Here is a 25,799-nt window from a genome sequence, read left to right as displayed (position 1 = left end):
CGATCTTAGTCTGCAAAATGATCCCATCCCACGGTGTCAGCAGCTTGCCCGGCAATCCGGACGCCGCTGCCTTGAGACTGGACAGCGGCTTGAACTGAGCCTATCGCAATGAAGCCCTGCGGCAGCTGAATTCCCGCTGGGAACGTAGCAAGCAGCCCATGGTCTTCTCCCCCGCCCAGAACCCACGGCATGGAATCAACGCCCAGCAAGGCGGCAGCTGGTTCCAGCGGAAGTGCGTGCGTCTTCAAAGCAAGGACGTCAAAGTCCAGGATGACGTCGCTGGCAGCAGCGAGCCTTCCGCCGTCGCGCAGCAACCCATCCGAAATGTCCATCATTGCTGTTACGCCCGAACGTGCGGCAAGCGGCCCGGCAGCCAACGGCGGCAAGGGCCGGCATTGGCTATCCAACAGGGCACGCTGCTCAGCTGAGAGGTCGGTTAAGGTGACATCGCTTTCCAACAGCGCCAGACCGGCGGCAGCACGCCCGAGGGTGCCTGCCACTGCCACAACGTCTCCCGGTTTCGCCCCTGAACGCACTACGGGCGCCCGTCCAGCCAAAGTACCGACGACGGCGACAGTCACCGCGATCTCCCGGCCACGGCCCAGGTCTCCCCCGGCGACGGAGCAATCAGGAACCCCCAGCCCGATAATTCCAGCGGTGAGGCCATCCGCAAAGTCCTCAACCCACTCCACTGGTGTAGCGGGCGGCATGGTCAGGCTCACCACCAGCGAGGTTGCTGTTCCGCCCATGGCGTTGATATCGCTAAGGTTCTGCGCCGCAGACTTCCATCCGACGTCGTATCCTGTGGTTCGATAGCCGTTGTTCCACTCCAGCCGGAAGTCCTGGTCCTGGGTCTGGGTATCGATCGAAATCAGTGCGCGGCCGTCCGGGACGGCAACCAGGGCAGCGTCGTCGCCAGGACCCAGCAGGACGCTGGGGCTGCTGTTCAGGCGGGGGAAGATCCGGGCAAGGAGCTCGGACTCCGAGAGATCCGCGACTGTTGGACATTCTTCGGATGGATGTTTTACGTCGGATGGCTGTTTTGGGGGCACGGCTCTACGCTATCGCGGCACACCGACAAAACAGTGACGCAGCCTGTACAGCACAGACCACCGGCAATGTGACGCTCGCAACGGGTGCACCAACCGCACGTCAGGCGGCAGCGTGGGCGGGATAGGCTGGACTGATGCACCGAAAGACCCTTCCGCGGAAAGCCGTGGCCTTCAGCTTGGCCGCAGCGTCCGTCCTCGCAGTATCAGCCTGCGCCCCCATTGTGGACGTCACGCCGGCAACCGACGCCGCCAATCCGGCCTGCGCCCCCATGATGGTGGCGCTCCCGGACAAGATCGGGGATGCCGCACTCCGCAAGACCAACAGCCAGGCCACTGCTGCGTGGGGCGATCCCTCCCAGATCATCCTGCGTTGCGGTGTCAACGTCCCTGGGCCAACCACTGACCGCTGCGTCAGCGTGAATGACATCGACTGGGTGATCAAAGAAGACGATGGCGTCTACACCCTGACTACTTTTGGACGCGAGCCGGCGACGGAAATCCTCGTGGATCCGGTCAAATTGGAAGCCGCCAACATCAGCTCCGCCACAGTCCTCACCGAACTTGCGGCCGCCGCTGGCAAGATCAAAGCCACGCGCCACTGCGTAGGCCAGGAAGACCTGCAGAACCTGCCGACCACCAAGTAGCGGGTGCTCTGCCGCTACTTGTTGGGGTTACCGCAGGCCCGTTTTGCGGGTCAGGGCCAAGTGAATGAGTTCGTCGATCAGCTCGGAATACGCCAAGCCGGAAGCCGCCCACATCTGCGGATACATGCTCTTGGGGGTGAAGCCTGGCATGGTGTTGATTTCGTTAATGATCAGCTCCCCCCCGGGCGTGTAGAAGAAGTCCACACGGCTCAGGCCCTCCGCCCCCACGGCGTCGAAGGCGGCAGCGGCCAATTCCCGGACGCGGGCAATGGCCTCATCCGGCATATCGGCCGGGCAACTCAGCGCAGCAGCACCGTCGTCGACATATTTGGCAGCAAAGTCGTAGAACTGGTGTTCGCCGATAGCCACCGCGATTTCGCCGGGCATGGACGTACGGGGCGCGTCTGTGCCCCGGCCTTGCAGGACAGCGCACTCGATTTCGCGCCCGACGATGCCGGCTTCGATGACCAACTTCAAATCGTGGCGGCGGGCTTCCTCGATGGCCGTATCCAGGCCCTCCAAGGAATCCACTTTGGAGATTCCCATGGAAGAGCCAGCGCGGGCAGGCTTGACGAAGACCGGGAAACCGAGCTTGTCCACCCGCTTGCGGACAGCCTCGGCATCCGTGAGCCATTCACGGTCCGTGACAGCGATGTAAGGACCCACTGCCAGTCCGGCGGCTTCAAAAACCACTTTCATGAAGTGCTTGTCCATGCCCACAGCCGAGGCCAGCACTCCGGCACCAACGTAGCGGGTGTCGGATAGCTCCAGGAGACCCTGGATGGTTCCGTCCTCGCCCCAGGGACCATGGAGCAAAGGAAAGACGACGTCCACGGAACCGAGTTCCTCGGGGATGGCATTCGGCGCGGTCACGATGAGCTGGTGCTCGCCGCCCACCTCTGCCAAGGTGACAGTCCGGTCCGACGGCGATACCTCAGGAAGCGCCGTCGAGCTCAAGGACCACTGACTGGTGTCCCCCGAGGCAAGGACCCATTGTCCGGACTTGGCAATTCCAATGGGCACGACGTCGTACTTGCTCTTATCAATGGCACCCATGACGCCTGCCGCCGTCACGCAACTAACAGCGTGTTCGCTGGAACGTCCGCCGAAAAGCACCGCCACACGGGGTCGGCGGCCGGTCACGGGGGTGGATTCTTCAGTCACAATCAGTAGTCGCCTTCGGACTTCAGCGCCCGGGCCAGCAATCGCGGCCCCAGGTCATCAACGGACATTTTGCCTTCAAGCACCGCCACAACGGCGGCCGTAATGGGCATTTCGACATTCAGTTTGCCCGCCAATTCATGCACGGCAGGACCGGACTTAATGCCTTCAGCGGTTTGAGTCATCTGTTCGGCCACCTGCTCGAGGCTCAGCCCCTCGCCCAGCAGCCTTCCAGCTGTGTGATTTCGGGAAAGGGCAGAGGAGCATGTCGCAACGAGATCGCCCAGCCCCGCGAGCCCCGCCATCGTGTGGGCCTCTCCACCCAGGGCCAGGGCAAGCCGGGACGTCTCGGCGAGGCCCCGCGTGATGACTGACGCTTTGGTGTTGTCACCCATCTGGCGCCCCTCGCAAATACCCACTGCCAAGGCAATGACATTCTTGACGATCCCGCCGATCTCCACGCCCACAACATCGGTGCTGGTGTAGGGACGGAAGTACGGTGCGGTGCAGCAGAGTGCGACTGCGGCGGCGGTATCGGCGTCACTGCAGGCAACTACAGACGCAGTGGGTTGTTCCCTGGCAATCTCCATGGCGAGGTTGGGTCCTGAGACCACCACCACACGTGATTCGGGGATGCCAAGCTCTTGGGCGATGACCTCGCTCATGCGTGCGTCAGTCCCCAGTTCGAGGCCCTTCATCAGCGACACGACAATAGCGTCCGGTGCGAGCAGGCGCTTCCATTCCCCCAACTGGGGCCGCAGTGATTGGGCCGGCACGGCCAGGACCACGAGGCCGGCATCCTGCAGGACCTCTGCAACATCCGTGGATGCGGTGACGGCGTGGGGAAGTTCGATGTCCTTCAAGTACTGCTCATTGCGGTGTTCCGCGTTGATCTGATCCACTACTCGGGCACGCCGCCCCCAAATCCGGATCCTCCGCTCCACTCCGGTAGTGGCGGCGGCATCTGCGAGGATCTTGGCGAACGTAGTTCCCCATGAACCTGCGCCGAGGACGGCCACGGTATCCGGAGCAGGGACAGGGCTTTCAATAACCGTCATTTGCCGCCCTCCGATTCCGGATCCTCAAGAGATACTTCGTTGGCAGCGGGTTCTGCAGCCTTTTCAGGCACGGCGCCCCGTGCAGTGTTTGAACCGCGCTCCACGAACCGGCCATGTTTGGCCTGCTTATGAACGGCCGGATCCCAGCGTTCTGCGGGCGGCTCCTCACCGCGGAGGGTTGCCAGGAGCGCGGTGACCGCCTCCATGATGACGTCGGTAGCTTCGGACAGCGTGGCCCGGTCCATGGGCCGGTCCGCGAAAGCGCTCAGATCCACAGGCTCACCTACCAGAACCCTGACGGTCTTTCGAGGAAAGACGTGGAAGCGCTTGGCGTACCGGGGGAAAACCTCATGGGCCCCCCAGTGGGCCATCGGAACAACCGGTGCACCTGTCTGCAATGCCAGCCGGGCAGCTCCGGTGTGCCCCTTCATCGGCCACAGGTCCGGATCCCGGGTCAGGGTTCCCTCGGGGTAGATAATGATGGCGCCTCCGGCGTCCACCACCTCTTTGGCGATTTGCAGAGAGCGGTTCGCTCCCGCCGTCGAGCGTTCAACCGGAATCTGGTTCGTCGCCCGCAGCAAGGCTCCCAACACAGGTGCTTTGAAGAGTCCCGCCTTCGCCAGGAAGTGTGGAGGACGCTTCTGGTTGTAGAGCATGTGCCCGATCACGACGGGATCAATTTCAGTGCAGTGGTTCGGTGCTGCGATGAATCCGCCCGCGGGGAGCTTCCCAGTGCCCTCCCACTTCTTGCCCATCAGGAGGTTCATCAACGGACGCGCCATGCCCGCCAGGAGCATGAACGTAGCCCGGCTCTTCGCCGATTCCTTCAAAGGTTCCCCCGCTACTTGGTGGTGATGATGTCGAAATCGGCGCCCAGGCCAGCGAGCTTCTCCGTAAAGCGCTCATATCCGCGGTTGATGATATCGATGCCCGTAACCCTGGAGGTGCCGGTCGCGGCCAAAGCTGCAATGAGGTGGCTGAAGCCGCCACGAAGATCGGGGATGTCAATCTCGGTCCCCCGCAGCGGCGTGGGACCGGAGATCACGGCAGAATGCAGGAAGTTCCGCTGGCCGAAGCGGCAGGGGACGCTGCCAAGGCACTCACGGTGGACCTGGATGTTTGCACCCATCCGGGCCAGGGCATCGGTGAACCCGAAACGGTTCTCATAGACCGTTTCATGCACAATCGACACGCCCTCCGCCTGGGTCAAAGCGACCACCAGGGGCTGCTGCCAGTCAGTCATGAAGCCAGGGTGAACATCCGTCTCCAGGACCAGCGGGGAAAGCTTGCCTCCGGGGTGGTAGAAACGGATGCCGTCGTCCCCAATATCCATGCCGCCCCCCACCTTGCGGTAGGTGTTCAGGAAAGTCATCATGTCCCGCTGGGAAGCGCCTTCAACAAAGATGTCGCCACGCGTGACCAACGCGGCCGAGGCCCAGGACGCCGTCTCGTTCCGGTCCGGAAGCGCCCGGTGGTTGTAGCCGCCCAGGTCCTTGACACCCTCGATACGGATGGTGCGGTCAGTCTGGACGCTGATGATGGCGCCCATCTTCTGCAGCACGGCGATGAGGTCTATGATCTCCGGTTCCGTTGCAGCACCGCTGAGTTCCGTGATGCCTTCCGCGCGCGTGGCGCTCAGCAACACTTGCTCGGTCGCGCCGACGGACGGATAAGGAAGGGAGATTTTAGCGCCATGCAGGCCGTTGGGCGCGGAGATGTGGATGCCACCAGGTCGCTTTTCCACGACGGCGCCAAACTGGCGCAGGACGTTCAGGTGGTAGTCGATAGGTCGATCGCCAATTTTGCAGCCACCAAGGTCCGGAATGAAGGCCTCTCCGATCGCGTGGATCAGGGGGCCGCACAGCAGGATCGGAATGCGCGAATCCCCGGCATGCGCGTCAATGGCCGTACTGGATGCCGTTTTGGCGTCTTTGGGATTCAAGGTCAGATCGCCCGTGGCGGGGTCCTTGACCACCGTCACCCCGTGGAGCTTCAGCAGGCTGGTAACAACCTCCACGTCCTTGATTTCCGGCACGTTCCGAAGCACTGATGGTTCGCTGCCCAGCAACGCCGCCACCATGGCCTTGGGCACAAGGTTCTTGGCACCGCGAACGGTCACTCGCCCTGTCAACGGGACGCCACCGCGGATTGTCAGAACACTACTCATCTATACCGGTTTCCTCACGACTACTCGCCCCCCATACTTACAAAGGCTCCAGCTAAGCATAGAAGCTCGGGTTACCTAACCGAAATGGAGCCACCGCGTGCCGGGCAGATCCGGTGCGCATCAATCCTCCTAAAAAAGGACCGGTGAGCCCACCCTAAGGGGCCCACCGGTCCTGGTTCCGCAGCATTCAGCCGCCGACGAATTCGTCAGCTTTTCGCCGGAAGTGTCTTCGGTTTGAAGGAAGGCCGCGTGGCCTCATAGGCGGTGATGTCTTCCTCGTGCTGCAAGGTCAGCCCGATGTCATCCAGGCCTTCCAGGAGGCGCCAGCGGGTATAGTCGTCGATCTCGAAGGGAGCCACGACATTGCCGCATTCCACGGTCTTGGAGACCAGGTCCACCTTGACCTCAGTGCCAGGGCTGTTCTCCAGGACCTTCCAGATGAGCTCGATGTCATCCTGGCCCACCTGGGCTGCCAGCAGTCCCTGCTTGCCTGAGTTGCCGCGGAAAATATCGGCGAAACGCGAGGACAAGACAGCCTTGAAGCCGTAGTCCTTTAACGCCCAGACAGCGTGTTCACGGGAGGAACCCGTCCCAAAGTCGGGCCCGGCCACGAGGACGGAGCCGGACTTAAAGGGGGCCTGGTTAAGGATGAAGGACTCGTCCTTTCGCCATGCAGCGAAGAGGGCGTCTTCGAAGCCTGTGCGCGTGATGCGCTTGAGGTAGACCGCGGGAATGATCTGGTCGGTATCCACATTGCTCTGGCGCAGCGGAACACCGATGCCGGTGTGGGTAGTGAATGCTTCCATGGGATCCTCCTAGACTGCGATTCCGGTCAGTGCGCCTGCCGAAGCCGGCTCAAGGTCCGAGGGCGAGCTCAACGTTCCGCGAACAGCTGTCGCGGCAGCCACCACGGGTGAGACAAGGTGCGTACGGCCACCCTTGCCTTGGCGGCCCTCAAAGTTGCGGTTGGACGTCGATGCGCAGCGCTCTCCCGGTTCCAGTTGGTCCGGGTTCATGCCCAGGCACATCGAGCAACCGGCGAAACGCCATTCGGCACCGAAATCCTTGAAGACTTTGTCCAGGCCCTCGGCTTCGGCTTCGAGGCGGACACGAGCGGAGCCCGGAACTACGAGCATGCGAATATCCGGGTCCTTCTCGCGGCCACGGATGATGTCAGCGGCAGCACGCAGGTCCTCAATACGGGAGTTGGTGCAGGAGCCCAGGAACACCGTATCCACGCGGATGTCTTTCATGGGTGTGCCTGCCTCAAGTCCCATGTACTGGAGGGCGCGCTCGGCGGCAGCCTTGGCATTTTCGTCGCCAAAGTCCTCGGGGGACGGAACCTTGGCTGAGAGCGAAATGCCCTGGCCGGGGTTGGTGCCCCAGGTGACGAACGGCTCCAGGGTGTTGGCGTCAAGGTCCACTTCGACATCGAACGTGGCGTCGGCGTCGGTGTGCAGCGTGTTCCAGTACTCGACGGCGGCGTCCCAGTCAGCGCCTTCGGGTGCATGCGGACGGCCCTGCATGTAGTCGTAGGTGACCTGGTCCGGAGCCACCATGCCTGCACGAGCGCCGGCTTCGATGGACATGTTGCAGATGGTCATGCGGGCATCCATCGACAGCGCCCGGATGGCGGATCCGCGGTATTCCAGGACGTACCCCTGTCCCCCACCGGTACCGATCTTGGCTATGACGGCCAGGATGATGTCCTTTGCGGTAACGCCAGGGCGCAGCGTCCCTTCAACGTTGATGGCCATCGTCTTGAAGGGCTTCAAAGACAGTGTCTGGGTTGCCATGACATGCTCGACTTCAGAGGTTCCGATGCCCATGGCCAGCGCACCGAAGGCGCCGTGCGTGGAGGTGTGCGAGTCGCCGCACACCACCGTCATGCCCGGCTGGGTAAGACCCAACTGCGGACCCACGACGTGCACGATGCCCTGCTCCTTGTCGCCGAGCGAGTGCAGGCGGACGCCGAATTCCTTGCAGTTGGCGCGCAGCGTTTCAATCTGCGTGCGGCTGGTGAGGTCCGCAATGGGCTTGTCGATGTCCAGCGTGGGAGTGTTGTGGTCCTCCGTGGCAATGGTGAGGTCGGCGCGGCGGAGCTTGCGGCCAGCCAGGCGGAGCCCCTCGAAAGCCTGCGGGGAGGTCACTTCGTGGACCAAGTGCAAGTCAATGAAAAGAAGGTCGGGCTGGGCATTGGCTCCTTCGCCTTCACCCTTGCGCACTACGTGTGCGTCCCAGACTTTCTCGGCCAGTGTCTTTCCCACGGCCTTGCTCCCTTCACTGAAAGTTGGATGTTCATCCACTGAACTGTTCTTCTAACCACTGAACTCATCTAACCCACTGAGCTCTTCTAACCACTGAAGCAGCAGGGCCACAAAATAAGCCAGTGAAACAACTTGCATCTCAGATATTGAGACGGCAATATCATTACATGGACAATTCTAGTGGAGTCGGTGTCATTGATAAAGCGGCCCAAGTACTCGATGCCCTCGAGGCCGGCCCGACGACACTCGCACAACTTGTAGCGGCTACGGGCCTTGCCCGGCCGACCGTTCACCGGCTCGCGCTGGCCCTGGTCCACCACCGCCTGGTCAGCCGCGACATCCAGGGACGGTTCGTCCTGGGCAGCCGCCTGGTGGAACTCGCATCCGCCGCTGGTGAAGACCGGCTCATCGCTTCCGCGGGGCCAGTGCTCATCCAACTGCGGGACGCTACCGGCGAGAGCGCCCAGATTTTCCGCAGGCAGGGCGATTGGCGCGTGTGCGTTGCCTCAGCGGAGCGGCCGATCGGCCTGCGCGACACCATTCCGGTGGGAACCCAATTGTCCATGAAAGCCGGCTCCGCAGCGCAGGTCCTCCTCGCTTGGGAAGACCACGACCGGCTGCTGGAAGGACTCCAGAACGCCCGCTTTACGCCCACCGTCCTGGCAGGAGTACGACGCCGGGGCTGGGGTCAGAGCCTGGGCGAACGCGAGCCTGGGGTCGCCTCGGTTTCCGCTCCGGTCCGTGGGCCATCCGGAAGGGTCATTGCGGCAGTTTCCATTTCAGGTCCGATTGAGCGTCTCACGCGCCAGCCGGGACGCCTGCATGCGGAGGTCGTCTGCAATGCCGCACGGGTACTGACCGAAGCCTTGCGCAAGAACAACGACTAGGGCTTCTGTCTTTGAAGGGGGACATCCATGAACACCTATGCCGTATTCCTCAGGGGCATCAACGTCAGCGGGATCAACATCAAGATGGCGGACCTGAAGTCAGCTCTTAAGGCCTACCCGTTCTCTGACGTCAAGACGCTTCTGGCGAGTGGAAACGTTGTCCTGAGGAGCGACTTGAGTATCAAGGATGTAAAGGGCCAATTCGAAAAGTGCCTTCGTGAATCCTTCGGCTACGACGCCTGGGTTGTTGTCCTCACTTCTTCACGGGTGGCCGAACTCGTGGATGCCTGCCCGTACCCCGCCGATGACAAGGCCACGCACAGCTACATCACGCTCACCTCCGACGAAGCCATGCTGGACGAACTCTTTGAGTCCGGAGAGGCCCTTGGTGGCGTGGAACAGGTGCGGCTTGGGCCGGAAGCTTCGGCGTGGCTTGCACCCGCCGGAGGCACCTTGGATAGTCCTTTCAGCAAACTGTCCGCCAAACCGCGGTACAAGGCCAGCACCACTACGCGGAACCTTCGGACCCTTATCAAGGTCAGGGACGCTGCGGCCGATCTCTAGATGTATCCCTATCCTGTGCGCGCGGTTTTTAATGCCGCGTTGAATGCGGCCAAGCGCGCAATCTCCACCTCTACCGGTTCCACGATGCGCTGCTCAGCTACGCCAGCTATTGCTGCCTTCAGTCGTTTGGCCACGCCTTTGGCGCGCAGACGCGCGGCCCAGCCGCCGATGATTCTGCCCAAGACTGCCAGAACAATCCCCAGAACCACTCCGCAGGCCACCATCAACGTAGGCCAGGGCCACCCCTCGGTCCGGGGCACCTCCGGGACGGGCATTTGGAAATAGCCGAGCGCCGCCAAGACCCCAAGCCAGCCGAGGCCGCCGACTGCCAGGAGAAGTGCCAGCCATTGAAGTGTGTTGAACAACAGCCACCAGAACGGGCGCTGCGACGTTTTGAGATTCGTCCCGGCGATGGCTTGGTCCAGGGCATCCGGCAGGTGCTCGCGGCCTTCCCTCGCCACAGCACGGATGGACGCCCGCCACGGGCCCGGTGCGCCTTCGGAAGCCTCATCCACAAAATCACGCACGGCGGCATCTGTCCTCGCCCGTTCAGGTGCACCCGCTACCGGCAAGGAAGTCCGGTTGAGCTCGGGCCTGGTGTCCTGCCTGCCCAGGTTCAGCCTCCGCAGGGGATCAGGCCGGAAGCGCAGCAACCAGCGCGTCACGGGCCATCCAGTCCTGCGCGCCGATTCCCTCTTGAAGGATCGCGCCACCGCGTCAACCACCAGAGGTACGTTGGCCGCCGTCGACAATTCATTCGCGAGTTTGGCTTTGGTGTTTGCCTTGACGCCGCGGGCCTCGCCGTTGCCTGACACCTGGGCCAGTTCCGCAGCAGACTTGGCGACGTCGGCAGCCAGGCGCTTAGTCGCGGCCTCCCGCTGGACCACGACGTCCCTGATAGCACTACGGACGGCGTCGACGCCGTCGCCAGTCAGGGCTGAGGCGCCCAGGACCCGAACATTATCCAGACCGTCGCGCTGCAGGATGCCTTTCAGGGAATGAAGCACATCAGCGGTGTCGGCGTGATTGAGCTTATCTATTTGGTTCAAGACAACAAGGGTGACTGCTCCATGGGAGGCCATCGGGCGCAGGAAGTCGTTGTGCACCGCGGCATCTGCATACTTCTGTGGGTCCAGCACCCAGACCAGGACGTCCACCATCCCGACCATTCGCTGGACTACCTCCCGGTTCTCCACTTTCGTTGAGTCAAAGTCGGGAAGGTCCAGCAGGATCAGGCCGCTCTCCGCAGTGGCCAGGCCGGGCATCCCAGGCAGGCTGTGCCGCTCCTGCACACCGAGCCAGTCCAGCAACGGCCCGCTGCCTTCCTCGCCCCAGATTCCTGCCAACGGCGCGGACGTCGTGGGCCGACGGGCTGCCGCGGTTGCGAGATTGCTGCTGGAAACGGCATTGAACAAGGATGACTTGCCACTTCCGGTGGCCCCGAAAAAGCCCACCACCGTGTGCCCTGCCGACAACGAGCGTCTGGACGTGGCCCGTTCAAGCACTTCATACACCGAATCCAGTTCCTGCTCGGGCAGCACCCCTTCAGCCAGTTCGCGTGCTGTATTCAGCGCTTCAAGCCGCCGCTGGAGTTGAGACGATTCCCGGACTTGGCTGTGCCGGCTCATGCGGCCCCAGCCAAGCGGCGGAGGGACTTGGCGTGGCGGGCGAGGTCCATGCCGCTATGCACGGTGTCAGCGTCAAGACCAGTGGCCTCCAGCCGGCCGAGGAACCTGCCCCGCTCCTCGTCGAGAAGGCGCTGGCAGTACGTATGGAGATCGGCCCTGGCCTGCTGGGCCAGCCGACGCACGGCATCTTCACCGAAGACAGCTTCAAGCAGCTTCTGTCCAACAACGGCCGTTCCACCGGCAATGCCTAGCTCCAATCCGGTCAAACCGGCAGTCATGGAGAAAACCACCACCATCAGTGCTGCGCCGAGCCCGTTCACACCGAAGGAGAGCCAACGGGCCTGCGTGCGTTTTTCCTGACCTTGCGTGCGGATCAGTTCCATGAGTCCTTCCTGCCAGGAGCGGATGGCGGCAGCGGCCTTCGCATCAAAGCCGGGACTGGTCCCTGAAAGATCAGCTGCACCCAGGAGCTGGCGGCCTGCCGTATCCGAGCGCCACCGCCTGTCGACGTTTTCTGCGGCATTGGCGGCCTCGTCAAGAATCACGGCTTGCAAACCTGTCTCGATCGCGGTCTCGACTTTCACAGCTGGGGCGGGCTCACCTCTGAAGAATGCTCCCATCCGGTCCCGCATGCGCCCTATGTTCTGCTCCAGTGCGCGGAAGAATTCACCCGTGCCCACAAAATCCTGCCATCGTGCCAGCACTTCCCCACGGAGCAGCGCACCGTCCCTGGTTGCATCCAGAATGCGCAGCAGGGCGTCGTCGTATTCGTGAACGCAGACGGAGCGCAGCTCGTGGGCCGCAGCATCCTGGGCCGCAGCCGCAGCTGCAATACGTTCAAACCGGTTACTCACGGCGTTAACGGCACCATTGAGCGTGCGGCGCGCGACCTCCGCTCGCCCGGCGGCATCCGCCGCCAGATTCGCAAGCCAAAGGCGCAAGCCGCTGACAGCTTCGGCCGGCAGCATTCCCAAATCGTCCAAATCGCTTTCCTGCACCACGAAGAGTTCCGCACCAGCCAGTCCCTGGCGGTCCAACATTGCCTTAAGGTCCGTCCTGACTTCTTCCTCGGCTGCCTGTGGCACGCGGTCCAGCACCACGGCGACCGTGATGTCCCGCGACGCCGCATCCAGGAGCAGGCGCCACGGGACGGCGTCGGCGTATCTGTTGGCCGTGGTCACGAACACCCAAAGGTCGGCCGCGGCCAGCAACTGGCCTGCGAGCCTTCGGTTGTCATCTGAAATCGAGTCGACGTCGGGCGCATCCAGAATCGCGATGCCCCGGGGTACCTGATCGTGTGCCAGGAGCACCAGCGAGGCTATCGACTGGGCATCCGGTGTGACACCGGCTCGACGTGCAGGCAGCGGATCCGCGGACACTCGGCCCCTGACCCGGTCCAGGTTGGGAAGTATGCGCTGGCCCTCAAACCACTCCGCGTCCTGCGGGTGGTGAAGGAGGATGGGCTGGCGCGTCGTGGGCCTGATGGCCCCGGCGCGTGTCACCGGGTAACCCACAAGGGCATTGACCAGCGTCGACTTACCGGCACCAGTGGAACCGCCGACGACGGCCAACAGTGGAGCGTCCAGGCTGCGGTATCGGGGAATCACGTAGTCGTCGAGCTGTGCCAGGGTCTCTCTGATCCAGTGGCGCCCCTCTTCGGCGTCGGGCAGGGCGAGGGGCAACACAACGCCGGCAAGTTCCGTCCGCGCAGCTTCAAGGGTGTTGACAGCATCAGCCTGGGCTTTACTGGTGACAGGACTGACCCCTGCTCTTGGCGGCTCTTCATGTGCGGTCACAGCATCATCATGCCAGCCCGCAGACTGTCAGCGGGTCAGCCGGGGGTCGACTTAATGTGAATGTCGGGTTATAGGACAAAATGCGCTTAAACCAAGAATTCCCCCGGAACCGAAGTTCCGGGGGAATTGTTTGTGACCCCAGCGGGATTCGAACCCGCGTTACCGCCGTGAGAGGGCGGCGTACTAGGCCGCTATACGATGGGGCCTTGCACTTTTTTGTCGCCGTTTCCGGCGAACAAGCTGAATGAGTATTTCATACTTTCAGCTCTCTTCCAAATCGACTATGCGATGTGGAATTCCGATTTTCCGCTGCAATAACGCGGAATTTCAGAGCTGGGATACCAGGACTCGAACCTAGAATGACGGTACCAGAAACCGTAGTGTTGCCAATTACACCATATCCCAAAGTGACTTTCGGACCGGAGTTCGTCGCCGTGGTTTCCCTTGGCTTTTTCCTCCGTGCCCCTCAGCACGAGTAATGACTCTACCGGAGTCTTGTCACCTGCACAAATCGCCGGGCCGTTACCTGCATCACATGGATGTCAGGCGGCCGAGGGTGCCGTAACGAGCAGTCTCGACAACGAATCCACCTGACGCCCATCGAACCCTTCGACCTCTTCGCCGGTCCTGTTCAGCCAGACGCCAATCAGGCCGGCCGCCGTCGCGCCATCGGCGTCAAGAAGCCGGTTGTCCCCGACATAGAGTGTTTCGCCGGGTTCTGTCCCCAGCAGCCGCACGCCCTCCAGGTAGATGGCAGGATCCGGCTTCGGCACGCCCACCGTATCCGTTCCTACAAGGATCTTGATCCTGGACAAGCCCGCCCCATCCAACTTTGCCCGCTGGTAGTCGTGAACGTTATTGCTGACGGCGCCATACGGAATGTCCGCATCGTCAAGCGCATCGAGCACGCCAGCGACGTCGTCGAAAGCGCGCACATAGGCAGTCTGCCGCTGATGGTACTCAGCAACCCACGACTGCGATTCCTCACCGTCTCCGAGCTCCACGCCAAAGTGGCCCAAGGCTGCCCGGCCCCTCAAAAGGCGTTGCTCATTGAACGTCAATTCCCCAGCAAGGTAGCGGTCATAGAAATGCGTTGTTTCGTGGGTGAAGATACGGCCGAACTTCACCCACCCGGCCTGGTCAAGGCCGGGCAGGAGATGTTCGCTGACATCACGCAGAGCCGTTGTCATGGCGTACTCAAGGTCCACCAAGGTGTCGTCGATGTCGAACAGAACACCGCGGATAGTTCCGAAGGAGCTTGCAATAGCCATGACCTTTGCCGCCTAGCCCCGGAACGCGCGAACGCGGGCCAACGAGGAATCCTTACCCAGGATCACCATTGACTCGAACAGCGGCGGAGAAATGCGTCGGCCTGAAATAGCGGTACGCACCGGCCCAAAGGCAGCGCGGGGCTTAATGCCAAGGTCCTCGACCAAGGCCTGCTTGAGCGCCGTCTGAATGTTCTCAGCGGTCCACTCCTCTATGGGCTCCAGCGCAGCAAGTGCCGCGTCAAGCACTTCCGGCAGGTTCTCCGGCAACCCCTTGCGGGCGTCATCCGCAACATCAATCGCGTCGTCGGCTTTGAACAGGAAGGCCAGCATCTCGGGAGCTTCACCGAGCAGGGTAATACGCTCCTGAACCAGCGGAGCCGCCTCAGCGAGGATCTCCTCCTGACGAGTGGTGAGGATCTCCCCCACGAAACCTGCGGCACGGAGGTACGGGACCAGACGCTGCTTGAAATCCTCCGGCTCGAGCAGGCGCACATGGGTCCCGTTGATGGCCTCGGCCTTCTTGAGGTCGAAGCGCGCGGGGTTACCCAGGACATCGTGGATGTCGAAGTTAGCCACAAGCTGCTCAACGGAGAAGATATCCTCGTCCGCACTCAGGGACCAGCCCAGCAGGGAAAGGTAGTTGAGCAGGCCTTCAGGGATGAAGCCACGCTCGCGGTGCAGGAAGAGGCTGGATTCCGGATCCCGCTTGGAAAGCTTCTTGTTTCCCTGGCCCATGACGTAGGGCAGGTGACCGAACTCCGGCATGTACTCCGCCACTCCGATGGCGTAGAGCGCCCGATACAGCGCGATCTGCCGGGGGGTGGAGCTCAGGAGGTCCTCCCCGCGAAGCACGTGCGTGATGCCCATGAGGGCATCGTCAACCGGGTTCACCAGCGTGTACAGCGGAGCACCATTGGCACGAACCACTGCAAAGTCGGGAACGGAGCCCGCCTTGAAAGTAATCTCGCCGCGGACGAGATCGTTGAAGGTCAGGTCCTCGTCCGGCATGCGAAGGCGCAGCACGGCTTCCCGGCCTTCGGCCTTGAACTGGGCAAGCTGTTCCTCGGTCAGGTGGCGGTCGAAGCCGTCATAGCCAAGTTTGGGGTCGCGGCCAGCTGCCCGGTGGCGGGCTTCGATCTCGTCCGGCGTGGAGTAGGACTCGTAGACGTGTCCCCCGGCCTTGAGCTTGGCGATGACGTCCTGGTAGATGTCTCCGCGCTGTGACTGGCGGTACGGCTCATGCGGTCCGCCTACCTCCACGCCCTCATCCCAGTCGATGCCGAGCCACTTGAGGGCATCCAACAGCTGGTGGTAGCTCTCCTCGCTGTCGCGGGCAGAGTCCGTGTCCTCAATGCGGAAGATCAGCTTGCCACCGGTATGGCGCGCGTAGGCCCAGTTGAACAGGGCGGTCCGGATCAGGCCAACGTGCGGCGTTCCCGTAGGCGACGGGCAGAAGCGGACGCGGACTGGAGTCTCGGCGTTGACGGCAGGGATGGCGCTGGAGGCAGCGCTGGACGCAGAAGCAGTAGTCATAGTGCTTCAACTTTACCGCTTGATATCGCCCCGGTTCCCCGTCCGAAAGGCTCGACGACGGCCCGCGCCTTTCGTACGAAAGGCTCGTGCCGCCGTCGGGCCTTATGCTCTGGCCCGGCCGCTAGCGGCGAACCACCGGGTTGGACAAACGCCCGATGCCTTCGATCTCCACTTCGAAGCGGTCGCCCTCGCTGACCACGCCGACACCGGCCGGGGTTCCCGTCATGATGACGTCGCCTGGAAGCAGGGTGAACGCATGCGAAACGATCGAGACGAGCTCGCGCACGCCCCGGATCATCTGGCTGGTGCTGCCGTCCTGACGGAGTTCACCGTTGAGCCGGCCCTGGATGGACAAGTCCTCGTGGTCGAGATCGGTTTCGATCCATGGGCCCAGCGGTGCGGAGGTGTCAAAGCCCTTGGCGCGGGCCCACTGAAGATCGGTTTTCTGGACGTCCCGGGCTGTGAGGTCGTTTCCACAGGTGTAACCAAAAATGACGTCGTGGGCACGTTCCTCGGGAACGTCCTTGCAGATACGGCCGATGATGACGCAAAGCTCCGCTTCGAAGGAGACCTCATCGGAGAACTCCGGGAGGACGATCGGATCGTTTGGCCCGATGACCGAGGTGTTCGGCTTGAGGAAGAGCAATGGATGCTGCGGAACCTCATTGCCCAGCTCCGCAGCATGCTCGGCGAAGTTACGCCCAACGCCGATCACCTTACTACGCGGAATGATCGGGGCAAGGAGCCGCACATCTTCAAGCTTGTGCTTCACGTGGGTACGTTCGACGCCATTGAAGAAGGGGTCGCCGTTGATGACAGTGATTTCCTCACTGCCGGGCTCGCCTTCAACAACGCCATAAAGGGGATCAGAATCAACTACAAACCGGGCGATACGCATGGGCTCAAGCCTACCGTCCAGCGCTTGGGCGTTTGCCCGCTAGCTTCGAAGGTAATCCAACTGCGCCGCAACCGAAGTCTCAGCCGCCCATCTGACGGAAGGGTCGACGTCGGGATACACCGCATCCGTGACTGCGGCAATCGGCGCGTCCTGGCCGAGCCGTGCAAGGGCAGCCCGGATCTGGTCGAGCCGCTGGTGGCGATGTTCGCGGTACTCGCGGCATTTGGCGTCCAGGGCAGCGAGCACCGGGCCATGGGCGGGAAGGAGCGTAGCCGGGCCCAGCGATTCGAGTCGGTCCAGACTGGCGAGGTAATCGCCCAGGCGGCCATCGGGGTAGTCCAGCACCGTGGTGCCGCGGCCCAGGATGGTGTCGCCGGTGAGGACGGAGCCTGTGGGACCGTCTGCGGGGAGATGGAAGCAGAGGGAATCCGATGTGTGGCCAGGCGTTGCCAGGACACGGATCTCCACTCCGCCGGCGTGGAGGACTTCGCCGTCCACGAGGGGATCTCCGCCGTGGCAGTACTCCGCGGCAGCAGCCCTGACCGGAGCACCTGTCAGTTCATGGAACCTGGCTGACGCGGCTGTGTGGTCAGCGTGCCGGTGCGTAATAAGCACGACGTCCACCACGCCTGACGCTGCCAGCTCGGCCAAGTGCCCTTCGTCTTCCGGGCCAGGATCCACCACCGCAACGTGGCCGGAATCGGCGGTGCCGATGACGTACGAGTTGGTGCCATCCAGGCTCATCGGGCCGGGATTCGGTGCCAGCCGGAAGCGGGTGAGGCCGCTGCTCCGTTGCAGCGCAGAGGTGCCGGCACGTGAAGAGGTGTAGTCGCCGGCAGGTGAGTCGTTGGAAGTCTCCATTGATTCTGAAGTCACTGTCCCATCTTGCACCACTTCCGATCCTCTCTCACATCCGGGGCCTTTTCCGGCGATGTTCTCTCACATCCGGGGCGTTTTTCACCGATGCTCGCTCAATTGAACTTCGACGGCGGACCGGGCCTTTGGTGCCACCCCTGTCAGGATGTGAGCGAACATCCGCGCCAAACCGTCCGGAAGTGATAGAACGATCCCGCCAGACGGTCAGGATGTGAGAGAACATCCGGCTATGACGACGGCGGCCCTTCCGCTTGTCACCAAGCAGAAGGGCCGCCGTCGTTCGCTTCAGTTATGCCGTATTAGACCAGGCGGGTCAGCCAGCCGTGGGTGTCCTCCACGGTGCCGGTCTGGATTCCCAGGAGTTGCTGGCGGATGGCCATAGTGGTTTCGCCAGCCTTTGCGTCCTCGGATCCGATGAATTCCGTGGCGTCCTTGAGGACACCGATCGGGGTGATCACTGCTGCCGTACCGCAAGCGAAGACTTCAACAATGTCGCCTGAAGCTACCCCATCGCGCCACTCATCGAGCGTGATCTTGCGCTCGGAAACCTCGCGGTCCATGTCCTTGGCAACCTGGATCACGGAAGAACGGGTCACACCTTCCAGGATGGTGCCGGTCAGTGCGGGAGTAACCAGCGAGCCGTCCTTCATGACGAAGAAGACATTCATACCGCCGAGTTCTTCCACGGCGTCGTCGTTGAAGTGGTCCAGGAAAAGTACCTGCTTGCAGCCGTTGGCCTCAGCTTCCTGCTGGGCAATGAGGGAGGCGGCGTAGTTGCCACCGCACTTGGCTGCACCTGTTCCACCGCGGCCCGCGCGTGCATACTCACGGGAAATCCAGATGGAAACGGGCTTCAGTTCGCCACCGAAGTAGTTACCGGCGGGAGAGGCAATGACACGGAAGGACACTTCCCGGGCAGCTCGCACGCCGAGGAAGGCCTCGGTGGCAATCATGAAGGGGCGCAGGTACAGGGCTTCACCGTCGCCCGAAGGAACCCATTCCTTGTCAGCCTGCACGAGCTCGCGGATAGCACCCAGGAAGTATTCCTCGGGCAGTTCCGGGAGAGCCAGGCGGCGGGCCGATTTGTTCAGGCGTGCCGCGTTCGCTTCCGGCCGGAAGGTCCACACGGAACCGTCGGCGTGGCGGTATGCCTTAAGGCCCTCAAAGATCTCCTGGCCATAGTGCAGCACTGCAGCCGAAGGATCCAGGGAGATAGGTCCATAGGGCTCGATCCGGGCGTTCTGCCAACCGCCATTGCCATCGGCGTCAACTTTGTAGTCGACGACGGCGGTGTGGTCGGTGAAGTAATCGCCAAAGCCTGGGTTCGCCAGGACGGCTGCACGCTCCTCAGCAGACTTCGGGGTTTCCGAAAGCTGCTGGCTGAATTCGACGCCGTGGGCAGTCTGAGTCATGTTTCCTCCACAGTCAGCTACCTGGTGGCGCGAAACGGGTCCCGGAGGAAGCGGTTCGGCGGTGGACCAGGGAAGCAGGTAAATAATTCAACACAAGCTTACGCCTGAGAAATGGGCCTAAAGTGCGGCCGCAATGGCATCGCCGATGGCCGCAGTAGTGCGCGGCACGCCGGTGCGGCTTTCGACGTCGGCGACAACTGCCGCCTCGATCTTACGGGCCGCCGTGGTGTAGCCAAGGTGGTCCAGGAGGAGCACTGCGGAGAGGATGGCCGCGGTGGGATCGGCTTTCTGCTGCCCGGCGATATCCGGTGCTGAGCCGTGGACGGGTTCGAACATGGACGGTGCTGTGCGGTCCATGTTGATGTTGCCCGATGCCGCCAAGCCGATGCCGCCCGTAACGGCAGCCGCGAGGTCGGTCAGGATGTCGCCGAAAAGGTTGTCCGTGACGATGACATCGAAGCGCGAGGGATCGGTAACCATGAAGATGGTTGCAGCATCGATGTGCAGGTAGTCGTGCGTGACCTCGGGGAATTCGCTGGCCACAGCTTCAACGGTGCGCTTCCACAAGTGTCCGGCGAAGACCAGGACGTTGTGCTTGTGGACAAGAGTGACGTGCTTGCGTGGTCGTTCGCTGGCGCGGCGGAATGCATCCCGCACCACGCGCTCCACGCCGTGTGCAGTGTTAAGGGAGACTTCCGTGGCAACCTCATGCGGCGTGCCACCGCGCAGGGTGCCGCCGTTGCCGACGTAGGGACCTTCGGTGCCTTCGCGGACAACAATGAAATCGATGATGCCGGGGTTTGCCAGTGGGCTCCCGACGGTTCCGTACAAGCGTGACGGGCGCAGGTTCACGTAGTGGTCCAGGCTGAAGCGGAGCTTGAGCAGCATCTCGCGCTCGATGATGCCGGAGGGAATCCTGGTGTCACCCGGAGCGGCTCCCACTGCACCAAAGAGAATGGCATCACGCGTGCGGAGGTCTGCGAGGACCTCGTCCGGCAGGGTCTCGCCCGTCTCAAGCCAGTGCTGGGCACCGAGCTTGTAGTGGGTCTGCTCAAGGGCTACACCTTCTGCGGCGACAGCCTTTTCGAGGACCTTGACGGCTTCGGCGATGACCTCGGGGCCAATGCCGTCGCCGGGGATGACAGCGAGATTGATGGACGATGCACTCATAGGTCTATCTAGCCAAGCAATCCACATGCTGGTCAAAATCGTCTCACTCTTCGAACATTTGAACGGTGCGAATCAGACCAGGGCATGACGCCCGGGCCCATAGCCAGCACATAGAGTCTTACCGTGGATAGAAGGCACGAGATATACGAATGGTTCCGGATCAACCGCTTCAAGGTAGACATGACGGCCATGTGCTTGCTGGTCCTCTTATTCGGACCCGTCTATCTTGTGGCCGACCGCCCCTTGCTCTTTTTCATCTCCTGCGGCCTGCTGTTGCCCCTGGCGTGGCGACGCACGCGTCCCGTGGTCGCGGCCGCCGTCGTGGTTTTGGTGTGCCTGATCCAGTGGGCGATTGGCGCGGAGCCCGTGGCCGGCCAAATCGCCGTTCCCCTGGTCGTCTATGCCACCGCTGCCTATGGACCGGCATGGGCGAGCCGGACGGTCCTGCTGCTTGGTTTGCTGGGCGGCGTCATGCTCACCACGCGCGAATACTCGAGCCCCGCGGAGTCCGGCATCATGGGCCTAACGATCGGGGCCCTATACACAGTCCTCATCTGGATGCTGGTGCTGGTCAGTTGGACGCTGGGCGACCTTACCCGAGTACGGCGGCTCCAGCTCCAGGCCCTCGAGGACCGAACCCGACGCCTTGAAATCGAGCAGCAACAAGAGCGCCAATTGGCCGCAGCTGATGAACGCTCCCATATTGCTCGGGAAATGCACGACATCGTGGCGCATTCCCTGTCCGTCATCATCACCCAGGCCGATGGTGCCCGGTACGCTGCCGCCGCAAAGCCGGAACTGGCCACCGAAGCGCTGGCCACGATCGCTGCGACGGGCCGGGATTCCCTCGGTGAGATGCGACGGCTGCTCGGCGTGCTGCGCTCGGACCAGGAGGCGCCGACAAGGCCCCAACCGAGGCTTTCCGATCTTGATGAACTCCTTCTGGGCTTCCGTGCTGCCCGGCTCAAAGTCTCCTTCGAGCAACTCGGCACGCCTCGCCGGGCACTGCCGGCAGGTGCCGAACTCACGGCCTACCGGATCATCCAGGAAGCCCTCACCAACGTCGTCAAGCATGCCGGACCGCAGGCGGGCGCGAGTGTGATTCTCACATGGCAGAGTCGCGGCTTAGAGCTGAACATCGCCGACGACGGTCGCGGCGCCGCCGCTGATCCGCCCACCTCGGGTGGGGGAAACGGCCTCCGGGGCATGGCCGAGCGCATCTCGCTCTACGATGGTTCCTTGACCGCAGGCCCTTTGCAGGGCGGCGGTTTCCGTGTGTCCGCTTTCATTCCCTATTCGGAGGCCTAAGCCATGCTTGAACACCCCGCACCCATCAGGGTGGTGCTCGTCGATGACCAGCACTTGGTCCGCTCGGGGTTCGGCATGCTGATCAATTCCCAAGCCGATCTCCAGGTGGTGGCCGAGGCAGGCAACGGAATCGAAGCAGTCCAGGCCCTCAGCGCCACCACAGCGGATGTGGTCCTGATGGATGTGCGCATGCCAGGTATGGACGGCATCGAAGCCACCCGGCGCATTTTGGAACAGGCCGCCACCCAGCCATCGGGCTCCCAGCGGGCGGAGGTCAAAATCGTGGTCCTCACCACCTTCGACCTCGACGAATATGCGTTGGCTGCGATCCAGGCAGGCGCCAGCGGATTCCTGCTCAAAGACGCTCCCCCAGAGGAACTGCTGGAGGCCATCCGGACGGTCCACCGTGGCGACGCCGTCATTGCCCCATCCACTACGCGGAGATTGCTGGACCATGTCGCTCCGCTGCTCAGAAAGCAGACGTCGGAACAAAGCGGGCACGCGGCCGCAGTGGAACGCCTCACCGCTCGTGAACGCGAGGTTTTCCAACTGATCGCCCAGGGCCAGTCCAATCCGGAAATAGCCGCAGGATTGTTTCTGTCAGAGGCCACGGTGAAGACCCACGTGGGCCACATTCTGGCCAAGCTTGGAGCCCGGGACCGCGTGCAGGTGGTGGTCATCGCCTATGAGACAGGCGTGGTCGCCCCAGGAAGCTAGCGCATCGCTTTAAGCCTCGGTCTCAGACCACAGTATGAGCTGACCTTGCCTGGAATGGGTCCCTGGCCCGATCCAGCAGCGCATCCCGGCACATAGCGTGAAAACATGACAACTTTCACGCCCCTCCCCCACCCAACAGGCAACGGCCGTCCCGCTGAATCCGATGCAGCCAGGCCACGCGCAGCAGTTGAGGCTTTCGCCCTGACAAAGAGCTATGGACGCGGCGATACAGGTGTCATGGCCCTGAACGAGGTATCGGTGGGTTTCGCCGCCGGCAAATTCACCGCAATCATGGGACCTTCCGGATCAGGCAAATCCACGCTCATGCATTGCCTCGCCGGCCTTGATACGGCGGACTCCGGACGGATCGTCCTGGGCGGCACAGAGCTCACCGGGCTCAACGACCGCCAGCTCACCGCGCTTCGACGCGAGCGCATTGGCTTCGTGTTCCAGGCCTTCAATCTGGTGCCCACCCTCACAGCGGAGCAGAACATCACACTGCCGCTCGCTTTAGCGGGAACAACCGCCGACGCCGCGTGGCTGGATACCGTAGTCAGCACCCTCGGGTTGAAGGACCGGTTGAAGCACCGACCACACGAGTTGTCCGGCGGACAACAGCAGCGTGTCGCCGTAGCCCGAGCGCTGCTGACGCGTCCCGACGTCGTGTTTGGCGACGAGCCGACCGGCAACCTGGACTCCAAAGCCGGCGGCGAAGTGCTTGCGCTCCTGCGTCGCAGCAGCCAGGAGATGGGCCAGACCATCATTATGGTCACCCATGATCCCGTCGCCGCAAGCTATGCAGACCGCGTGGTGCTGATGAGCGACGGCGGCTTGGTAGGCGAGATCCAGGAGCCGACAGCAGAATCAGTTTTGACGGCCCTCGGCAAGCTGGGGGCCTAGGGCATGCTGCGCGTAGCTGTCTCCCAACTGACGACGCACTTCCGACGATTCGTCGCAATCGGGCTCGCTGTGATGCTGTCCGTTATGTTCCTCTCCGCCACTCTTATGGTGGGCGCGAGCACCAATGCTTCACTTGGCGCCAGCATCGGCGAGGCCTATCGAAACGCCGATCTTATTGCTACATCCAAGAACGGTGAGGCCTTCAGCCAGGCTGCGGTGGATGCCGCGACGTCTGCACCCGCAGTCAAGGACCACTACGCCGAACGCTCCACGTACGTGACGTTCGTCGCCGGCGGTGGTGAGCAGCAGGGCCGGCTGCGAAACACGGCACCGGCTTCCTTGGAGGGCGCCGTGTTGTCCTCGGGTTCCATGCCGTCGCAGGCCAAGGAAGCCGTCATCGACGTCAAGACCGCAGAGCATCTCGGACTCACTGTTGGAAGTACGCTTGAGCTGCACGGTGCCGGACCCGTCAAGAACGCCAAGAACGTCAAGAACGCCAAGGTGAAAGTTATCGGCCTGATTCAGGCCACGAATGATCCCTTCTCGTCCTCGGCGGCCCAGCTTGTCGCTTCCGAGTCTGTCCTGAACGCTGTGCAGGATGCCGGAGCAGGCTATTCGGGACTGCAATTCATCCTCGAACCCGGCGAAGACGTCTCCGCAGCGAAGGAGTACATCGCGCACCGCATGGAAGCGGCAGGCGCCGATGCCCCCACCCTGGAAACCGCGCAGGAGAAGGTCACATCCACGGTCGCCATGCTGAGCGCCGGCCAGGATCAACTCACAGTGGTACTGCTCGCCTTTGCCGGCGTCGCTATCCTCGTCTCCACTCTGGTGGTGGCCAATACATTCTCGGTGCTGGTAGCCCAGCGAACAAGGGAACTTGCGCTTCTTCGGTGCCTCGGAGCGGGACGGTCCCAGATCCGCGGATCCGTCATGCTCGAGGCCCTGGTGGTCGGCTTCATTTCCTCCGTGCTGGGCGTGCTTGCCGCAACCGCCCTCATGTACGGGCTCATCGCTTGGGCGAAGACACAGCCTGAACAGGCTTTTGCCACCCTGGCTGTACCACCGTCGGCAATCATCGCGGGCCTTGTGGCCGGAACGCTGCTGACCGTCATCGCAGCCCTCGTCCCCGCCAAAGCCGCTACCGCCGTCGCTCCCCTCGCTGCCCTAAGGCCCGCCGACGACGCTGCTGTTGGCAACCGGCGCGGCAAGGTCCGCCTGATTCTGGGTCTGGTGGCTCTCCTCGGAGGCGCGTCACTGCTGATTTTCGGCAGCACCACAGTCTCACTGCTGATTGCCTTGTTCGGCGGAGCCCTCTCCTTTGTCGGGATCCTGCTGTGCTCAACCCTGTTCATCCCCACGGTGGTGGCCGTGGCAGGCCGCTTGGCCGCGCCTGTGGGTGTTCCCGGGAAGCTGGCTGCAGTCAACGCCACGCGCAACCCCGCCCGAACGTCGGCTACCGCCGCCGCACTGCTGATTGGCGTCACACTGGTGTCCCTGATGATGACCGGCGCCGCAACCTCACGGCAAGCTTTCGACGATACCCTCGCTGAAAATTATCCGGTGGACCTCGCAGCGATGACCGCGGCGGATGCCATCGGCTCCGGCGATGCGGCCGTATCCCGCATCAAGGCAATCGACGGCGTCAATACGGCAGTCCTGCTCCCGGCAGTCGGGACTCTTGCGCAGGCCACCCCTGATGGCGGAAATACCATCTATGCAATCTCCGCGGCCGATGCCGCGTCCGTGCTGCGCGACGGCGCACTGCAGCCGGGGCCCGGTACCGTCTTCCTGCCCGAGGACTCCGGAGGCGGACCCGCGAAGATCTCGACGGCGGCCGGTTTCGTATCGCTGGATGCCAAAGTCCTGCGGACGCGCCATATTCCGCCATTCGTTGAGAAGTCCAGTCTTGCTTCCACTCCCCTGCTGGAAATGCCCGGCATGGTGTGGGTGAAACTGGACGACTCGGTATCGGCGGACCGTGTCCAGGCCATTCAGAAGGAAGTGGCCACAGCCTTGGGCGTGCAGGAACGCACTGTCAGTGGCGCTGCCATCGAGCGTGTGACTTTTAACAGCATCATCGATGTCCTGTTGCTGGTGGACAGGCTTGCTGGGCGTGGCCGTGGTGATTGCGCTGATCGGCGTGGCGAACACGTTGTCCCTCTCCGTCCTTGAACGAACGCGGGAGAGCTCCTTGCTGAGGGCACTGGGCCTGACGACGGGCCAACTCCGGGGAATGCTCGCGATCGAGGCCGTGCTCGTAGCCGGTGTGGCCGCAGTCCTGGGTGCGGGCATCGGCGTCGTCTATGGTTGGCTGGGCGCCCAGGCCGCTCTTGGCGGTGTGGCTGATGTTGTGCCAGCAGTTCCGTGGCTGCAACTCGCTACGGTGTTCGGCGTAGCCGTAGTGGCGGGTTTGCTGGCCTCCGTGATTCCTGCCCATCGTGCAGCGCGGCTGTCCCCCGTGGAGGGTTTGGCCACGGCCTAATCCCT

Annotated in this window: 21 protein-coding genes, 2 tRNA genes and 1 pseudogene; 7 read left to right on the top strand and 17 right to left on the bottom strand. The window is 62.7% G+C overall.

All coding sequences use genetic code 11. The annotated features are described in order from the left end of the window. Positions 1-5 precede the first annotated feature (5 nt). On the bottom strand, positions 6-1,052 hold the full coding sequence (thiL, locus tag AC1DD5_RS05005; RefSeq protein WP_477520704.1) for a thiamine-phosphate kinase: 1,047 nt from the start codon (positions 1,050-1,052) through the stop codon (positions 6-8). A gap of 134 nt (positions 1,053-1,186) precedes the next feature. Here thiL and AC1DD5_RS05000 point away from each other — a divergent pair, with 134 nt between their 5' ends. After that, positions 1,187-1,696, top strand: coding sequence for a DUF3515 domain-containing protein (locus AC1DD5_RS05000; RefSeq protein ID WP_442017147.1), 510 nt, complete (start codon positions 1,187-1,189; stop codon positions 1,694-1,696). Between the two features lie 27 nt (positions 1,697-1,723). Here AC1DD5_RS05000 and AC1DD5_RS04995 read toward each other — a convergent pair whose 3' ends face one another. The 6 genes from AC1DD5_RS04995 to leuC form a co-directional block, all read right to left on the bottom strand. Further along, complete coding sequence (locus AC1DD5_RS04995; RefSeq protein ID WP_477520746.1) at positions 1,724-2,863, bottom strand: D-alanine--D-alanine ligase family protein; 1,140 nt, start codon at positions 2,861-2,863, stop codon at positions 1,724-1,726. Then, a complete protein-coding gene (locus tag AC1DD5_RS04990; RefSeq protein ID WP_477520703.1) occupies positions 2,863-3,915 on the bottom strand; it encodes an NAD(P)H-dependent glycerol-3-phosphate dehydrogenase in 1,053 nt (350 codons plus the stop codon). The genes AC1DD5_RS04995 and AC1DD5_RS04990 overlap by 1 nt, the downstream gene beginning before the upstream one ends. Beyond that, positions 3,912-4,745: a lysophospholipid acyltransferase family protein gene (locus AC1DD5_RS04985; protein WP_477520702.1), complete on the bottom strand. Its 834-nt coding sequence runs from the start codon at positions 4,743-4,745 to the stop codon at positions 3,912-3,914. Before AC1DD5_RS04985 ends, AC1DD5_RS04990 begins: the two co-directional genes overlap by 4 nt. A gap of 11 nt (positions 4,746-4,756) precedes the next feature. After that, positions 4,757-6,082, bottom strand: coding sequence for a UDP-N-acetylglucosamine 1-carboxyvinyltransferase (murA, locus tag AC1DD5_RS04980; RefSeq protein WP_216923873.1), 1,326 nt, complete (start codon positions 6,080-6,082; stop codon positions 4,757-4,759). Between the two features lie 206 nt (positions 6,083-6,288). Then, positions 6,289-6,888 (bottom strand): 3-isopropylmalate dehydratase small subunit, encoded by a 600-nt coding sequence (leuD, locus tag AC1DD5_RS04975; protein WP_477520701.1) that lies wholly within the window; start codon positions 6,886-6,888, stop codon positions 6,289-6,291. A 9-nt stretch (positions 6,889-6,897) separates the two neighbouring features. Then, complete coding sequence (gene leuC / locus AC1DD5_RS04970) at positions 6,898-8,349, bottom strand: 3-isopropylmalate dehydratase large subunit (protein ID WP_477520700.1); 1,452 nt, start codon at positions 8,347-8,349, stop codon at positions 6,898-6,900. Between the two features lie 167 nt (positions 8,350-8,516). Here leuC and AC1DD5_RS04965 point away from each other — a divergent pair, with 167 nt between their 5' ends. Together AC1DD5_RS04965 and AC1DD5_RS04960 are read left to right on the top strand one after the other, a co-directional pair. After that, complete coding sequence (locus AC1DD5_RS04965; protein WP_014922101.1) at positions 8,517-9,236, top strand: IclR family transcriptional regulator; 720 nt, start codon at positions 8,517-8,519, stop codon at positions 9,234-9,236. Positions 9,237-9,263: 27 nt separating this feature from the next. Next, positions 9,264-9,800, top strand: a complete 537-nt coding sequence (locus AC1DD5_RS04960) for a DUF1697 domain-containing protein (protein WP_477520699.1) — start codon at positions 9,264-9,266, stop codon at positions 9,798-9,800. Between the two features lie 8 nt (positions 9,801-9,808). Here AC1DD5_RS04960 and AC1DD5_RS04955 read toward each other — a convergent pair whose 3' ends face one another. From AC1DD5_RS04955 to AC1DD5_RS04910, 10 genes are all read right to left on the bottom strand, one after another. Next, positions 9,809-11,428: a GTPase gene (locus AC1DD5_RS04955; protein WP_477520698.1), complete on the bottom strand. Its 1,620-nt coding sequence runs from the start codon at positions 11,426-11,428 to the stop codon at positions 9,809-9,811. Next, positions 11,425-13,224, bottom strand: coding sequence for a dynamin family protein (locus AC1DD5_RS04950; protein WP_477520697.1), 1,800 nt, complete (start codon positions 13,222-13,224; stop codon positions 11,425-11,427). The genes AC1DD5_RS04955 and AC1DD5_RS04950 overlap by 4 nt, the downstream gene beginning before the upstream one ends. 133 nt (positions 13,225-13,357) lie before the next feature. Next, positions 13,358-13,430 (bottom strand) — tRNA-Glu (locus AC1DD5_RS04945). Positions 13,431-13,557: 127 nt separating this feature from the next. Continuing rightward, positions 13,558-13,629 (bottom strand) — tRNA-Gln (locus AC1DD5_RS04940). Between the two features lie 137 nt (positions 13,630-13,766). After that, a complete protein-coding gene (locus AC1DD5_RS04935; RefSeq protein ID WP_442003925.1) occupies positions 13,767-14,495 on the bottom strand; it encodes an HAD family hydrolase in 729 nt (242 codons plus the stop codon). A gap of 12 nt (positions 14,496-14,507) precedes the next feature. After that, entirely contained in the window at positions 14,508-16,028 is a 1,521-nt protein-coding gene (gene gltX / locus AC1DD5_RS04930; protein WP_477520696.1) for a glutamate--tRNA ligase, read from the bottom strand. Positions 16,029-16,149: 121 nt separating this feature from the next. Beyond that, complete coding sequence (locus tag AC1DD5_RS04925; RefSeq protein WP_477520695.1) at positions 16,150-16,926, bottom strand: fumarylacetoacetate hydrolase family protein; 777 nt, start codon at positions 16,924-16,926, stop codon at positions 16,150-16,152. A gap of 39 nt (positions 16,927-16,965) precedes the next feature. Then, positions 16,966-17,802 carry an MBL fold metallo-hydrolase gene (locus tag AC1DD5_RS04920; RefSeq protein ID WP_477520694.1) on the bottom strand — a complete coding sequence of 279 codons (837 nt, stop codon included), beginning with the start codon at positions 17,800-17,802 and terminating at the stop codon, positions 16,966-16,968. A 299-nt stretch (positions 17,803-18,101) separates the two neighbouring features. Further along, positions 18,102-19,214, bottom strand: coding sequence for a branched-chain amino acid aminotransferase (locus AC1DD5_RS04915; RefSeq protein ID WP_442017137.1), 1,113 nt, complete (start codon positions 19,212-19,214; stop codon positions 18,102-18,104). A gap of 117 nt (positions 19,215-19,331) precedes the next feature. Further along, the gene (locus tag AC1DD5_RS04910) at positions 19,332-20,384 is read right to left on the bottom strand and encodes a 3-isopropylmalate dehydrogenase (protein ID WP_442017136.1); all 1,053 of its coding nucleotides are present in this window, start codon (positions 20,382-20,384) and stop codon (positions 19,332-19,334) included. A 123-nt stretch (positions 20,385-20,507) separates the two neighbouring features. On the opposite strand from AC1DD5_RS04910, the gene AC1DD5_RS04905 reads away from it, so the two are divergent. The 4 genes and pseudogenes from AC1DD5_RS04905 to AC1DD5_RS04890 all read left to right on the top strand — a co-directional run bounded on the left by AC1DD5_RS04905 (position 20,508) and on the right by AC1DD5_RS04890 (position 25,794). Continuing rightward, the gene (locus tag AC1DD5_RS04905; RefSeq protein ID WP_442017135.1) at positions 20,508-21,692 is read left to right on the top strand and encodes a sensor histidine kinase; all 1,185 of its coding nucleotides are present in this window, start codon (positions 20,508-20,510) and stop codon (positions 21,690-21,692) included. A 3-nt stretch (positions 21,693-21,695) separates the two neighbouring features. Next, positions 21,696-22,409 (top strand): response regulator, encoded by a 714-nt coding sequence (locus AC1DD5_RS04900; protein ID WP_477520693.1) that lies wholly within the window; start codon positions 21,696-21,698, stop codon positions 22,407-22,409. 105 nt (positions 22,410-22,514) lie between these two features. Continuing rightward, positions 22,515-23,309: an ABC transporter ATP-binding protein gene (locus AC1DD5_RS04895; RefSeq protein WP_442017133.1), complete on the top strand. Its 795-nt coding sequence runs from the start codon at positions 22,515-22,517 to the stop codon at positions 23,307-23,309. A 3-nt stretch (positions 23,310-23,312) separates the two neighbouring features. Beyond that, positions 23,313-25,794 (top strand): annotated as a pseudogene (locus AC1DD5_RS04890) (ABC transporter permease). Positions 25,795-25,799 lie beyond the last annotated feature (5 nt).

Source organism: Paenarthrobacter sp. 10L420 (genome assembly GCF_056395385.1).
Note: the sequence above shows the minus strand (reverse complement) of the source record. Positions and strands in the feature narration are given on the sequence as shown.

What these genes read in the sequence shown, in the direction of transcription:
- AC1DD5_RS05000 (WP_442017147.1), top strand. Translation starts at nt 1,187, where the DNA reads ATGCACCGAAAGACCCTTCCGCGGAAAGCCGTGGCCTTCAGCTTGGCC.
- AC1DD5_RS04990 (WP_477520703.1), bottom strand. Translation starts at nt 3,915, where the DNA reads ATGACGGTTATTGAAAGCCCTGTCCCTGCTCCGGATACCGTGGCCGTC.
- murA (WP_216923873.1), bottom strand. Translation starts at nt 6,082, where the DNA reads ATGAGTAGTGTTCTGACAATCCGCGGTGGCGTCCCGTTGACAGGGCGA.
- leuD (WP_477520701.1), bottom strand. Translation starts at nt 6,888, where the DNA reads ATGGAAGCATTCACTACCCACACCGGCATCGGTGTTCCGCTGCGCCAG.
- AC1DD5_RS04965 (WP_014922101.1), top strand. Translation starts at nt 8,517, where the DNA reads ATGGACAATTCTAGTGGAGTCGGTGTCATTGATAAAGCGGCCCAAGTA.
- AC1DD5_RS04960 (WP_477520699.1), top strand. Translation starts at nt 9,264, where the DNA reads ATGAACACCTATGCCGTATTCCTCAGGGGCATCAACGTCAGCGGGATC.
- AC1DD5_RS04955 (WP_477520698.1), bottom strand. Translation starts at nt 11,428, where the DNA reads ATGAGCCGGCACAGCCAAGTCCGGGAATCGTCTCAACTCCAGCGGCGG.
- AC1DD5_RS04935 (WP_442003925.1), bottom strand. Translation starts at nt 14,495, where the DNA reads ATGGCTATTGCAAGCTCCTTCGGAACTATCCGCGGTGTTCTGTTCGAC.
- gltX (WP_477520696.1), bottom strand. Translation starts at nt 16,028, where the DNA reads ATGACTACTGCTTCTGCGTCCAGCGCTGCCTCCAGCGCCATCCCTGCC.
- AC1DD5_RS04925 (WP_477520695.1), bottom strand. Translation starts at nt 16,926, where the DNA reads ATGCGTATCGCCCGGTTTGTAGTTGATTCTGATCCCCTTTATGGCGTT.
- AC1DD5_RS04915 (WP_442017137.1), bottom strand. Translation starts at nt 19,214, where the DNA reads ATGACTCAGACTGCCCACGGCGTCGAATTCAGCCAGCAGCTTTCGGAA.
- AC1DD5_RS04910 (WP_442017136.1), bottom strand. Translation starts at nt 20,384, where the DNA reads ATGAGTGCATCGTCCATCAATCTCGCTGTCATCCCCGGCGACGGCATT.
- AC1DD5_RS04900 (WP_477520693.1), top strand. Translation starts at nt 21,696, where the DNA reads ATGCTTGAACACCCCGCACCCATCAGGGTGGTGCTCGTCGATGACCAG.
- AC1DD5_RS04895 (WP_442017133.1), top strand. Translation starts at nt 22,515, where the DNA reads ATGACAACTTTCACGCCCCTCCCCCACCCAACAGGCAACGGCCGTCCC.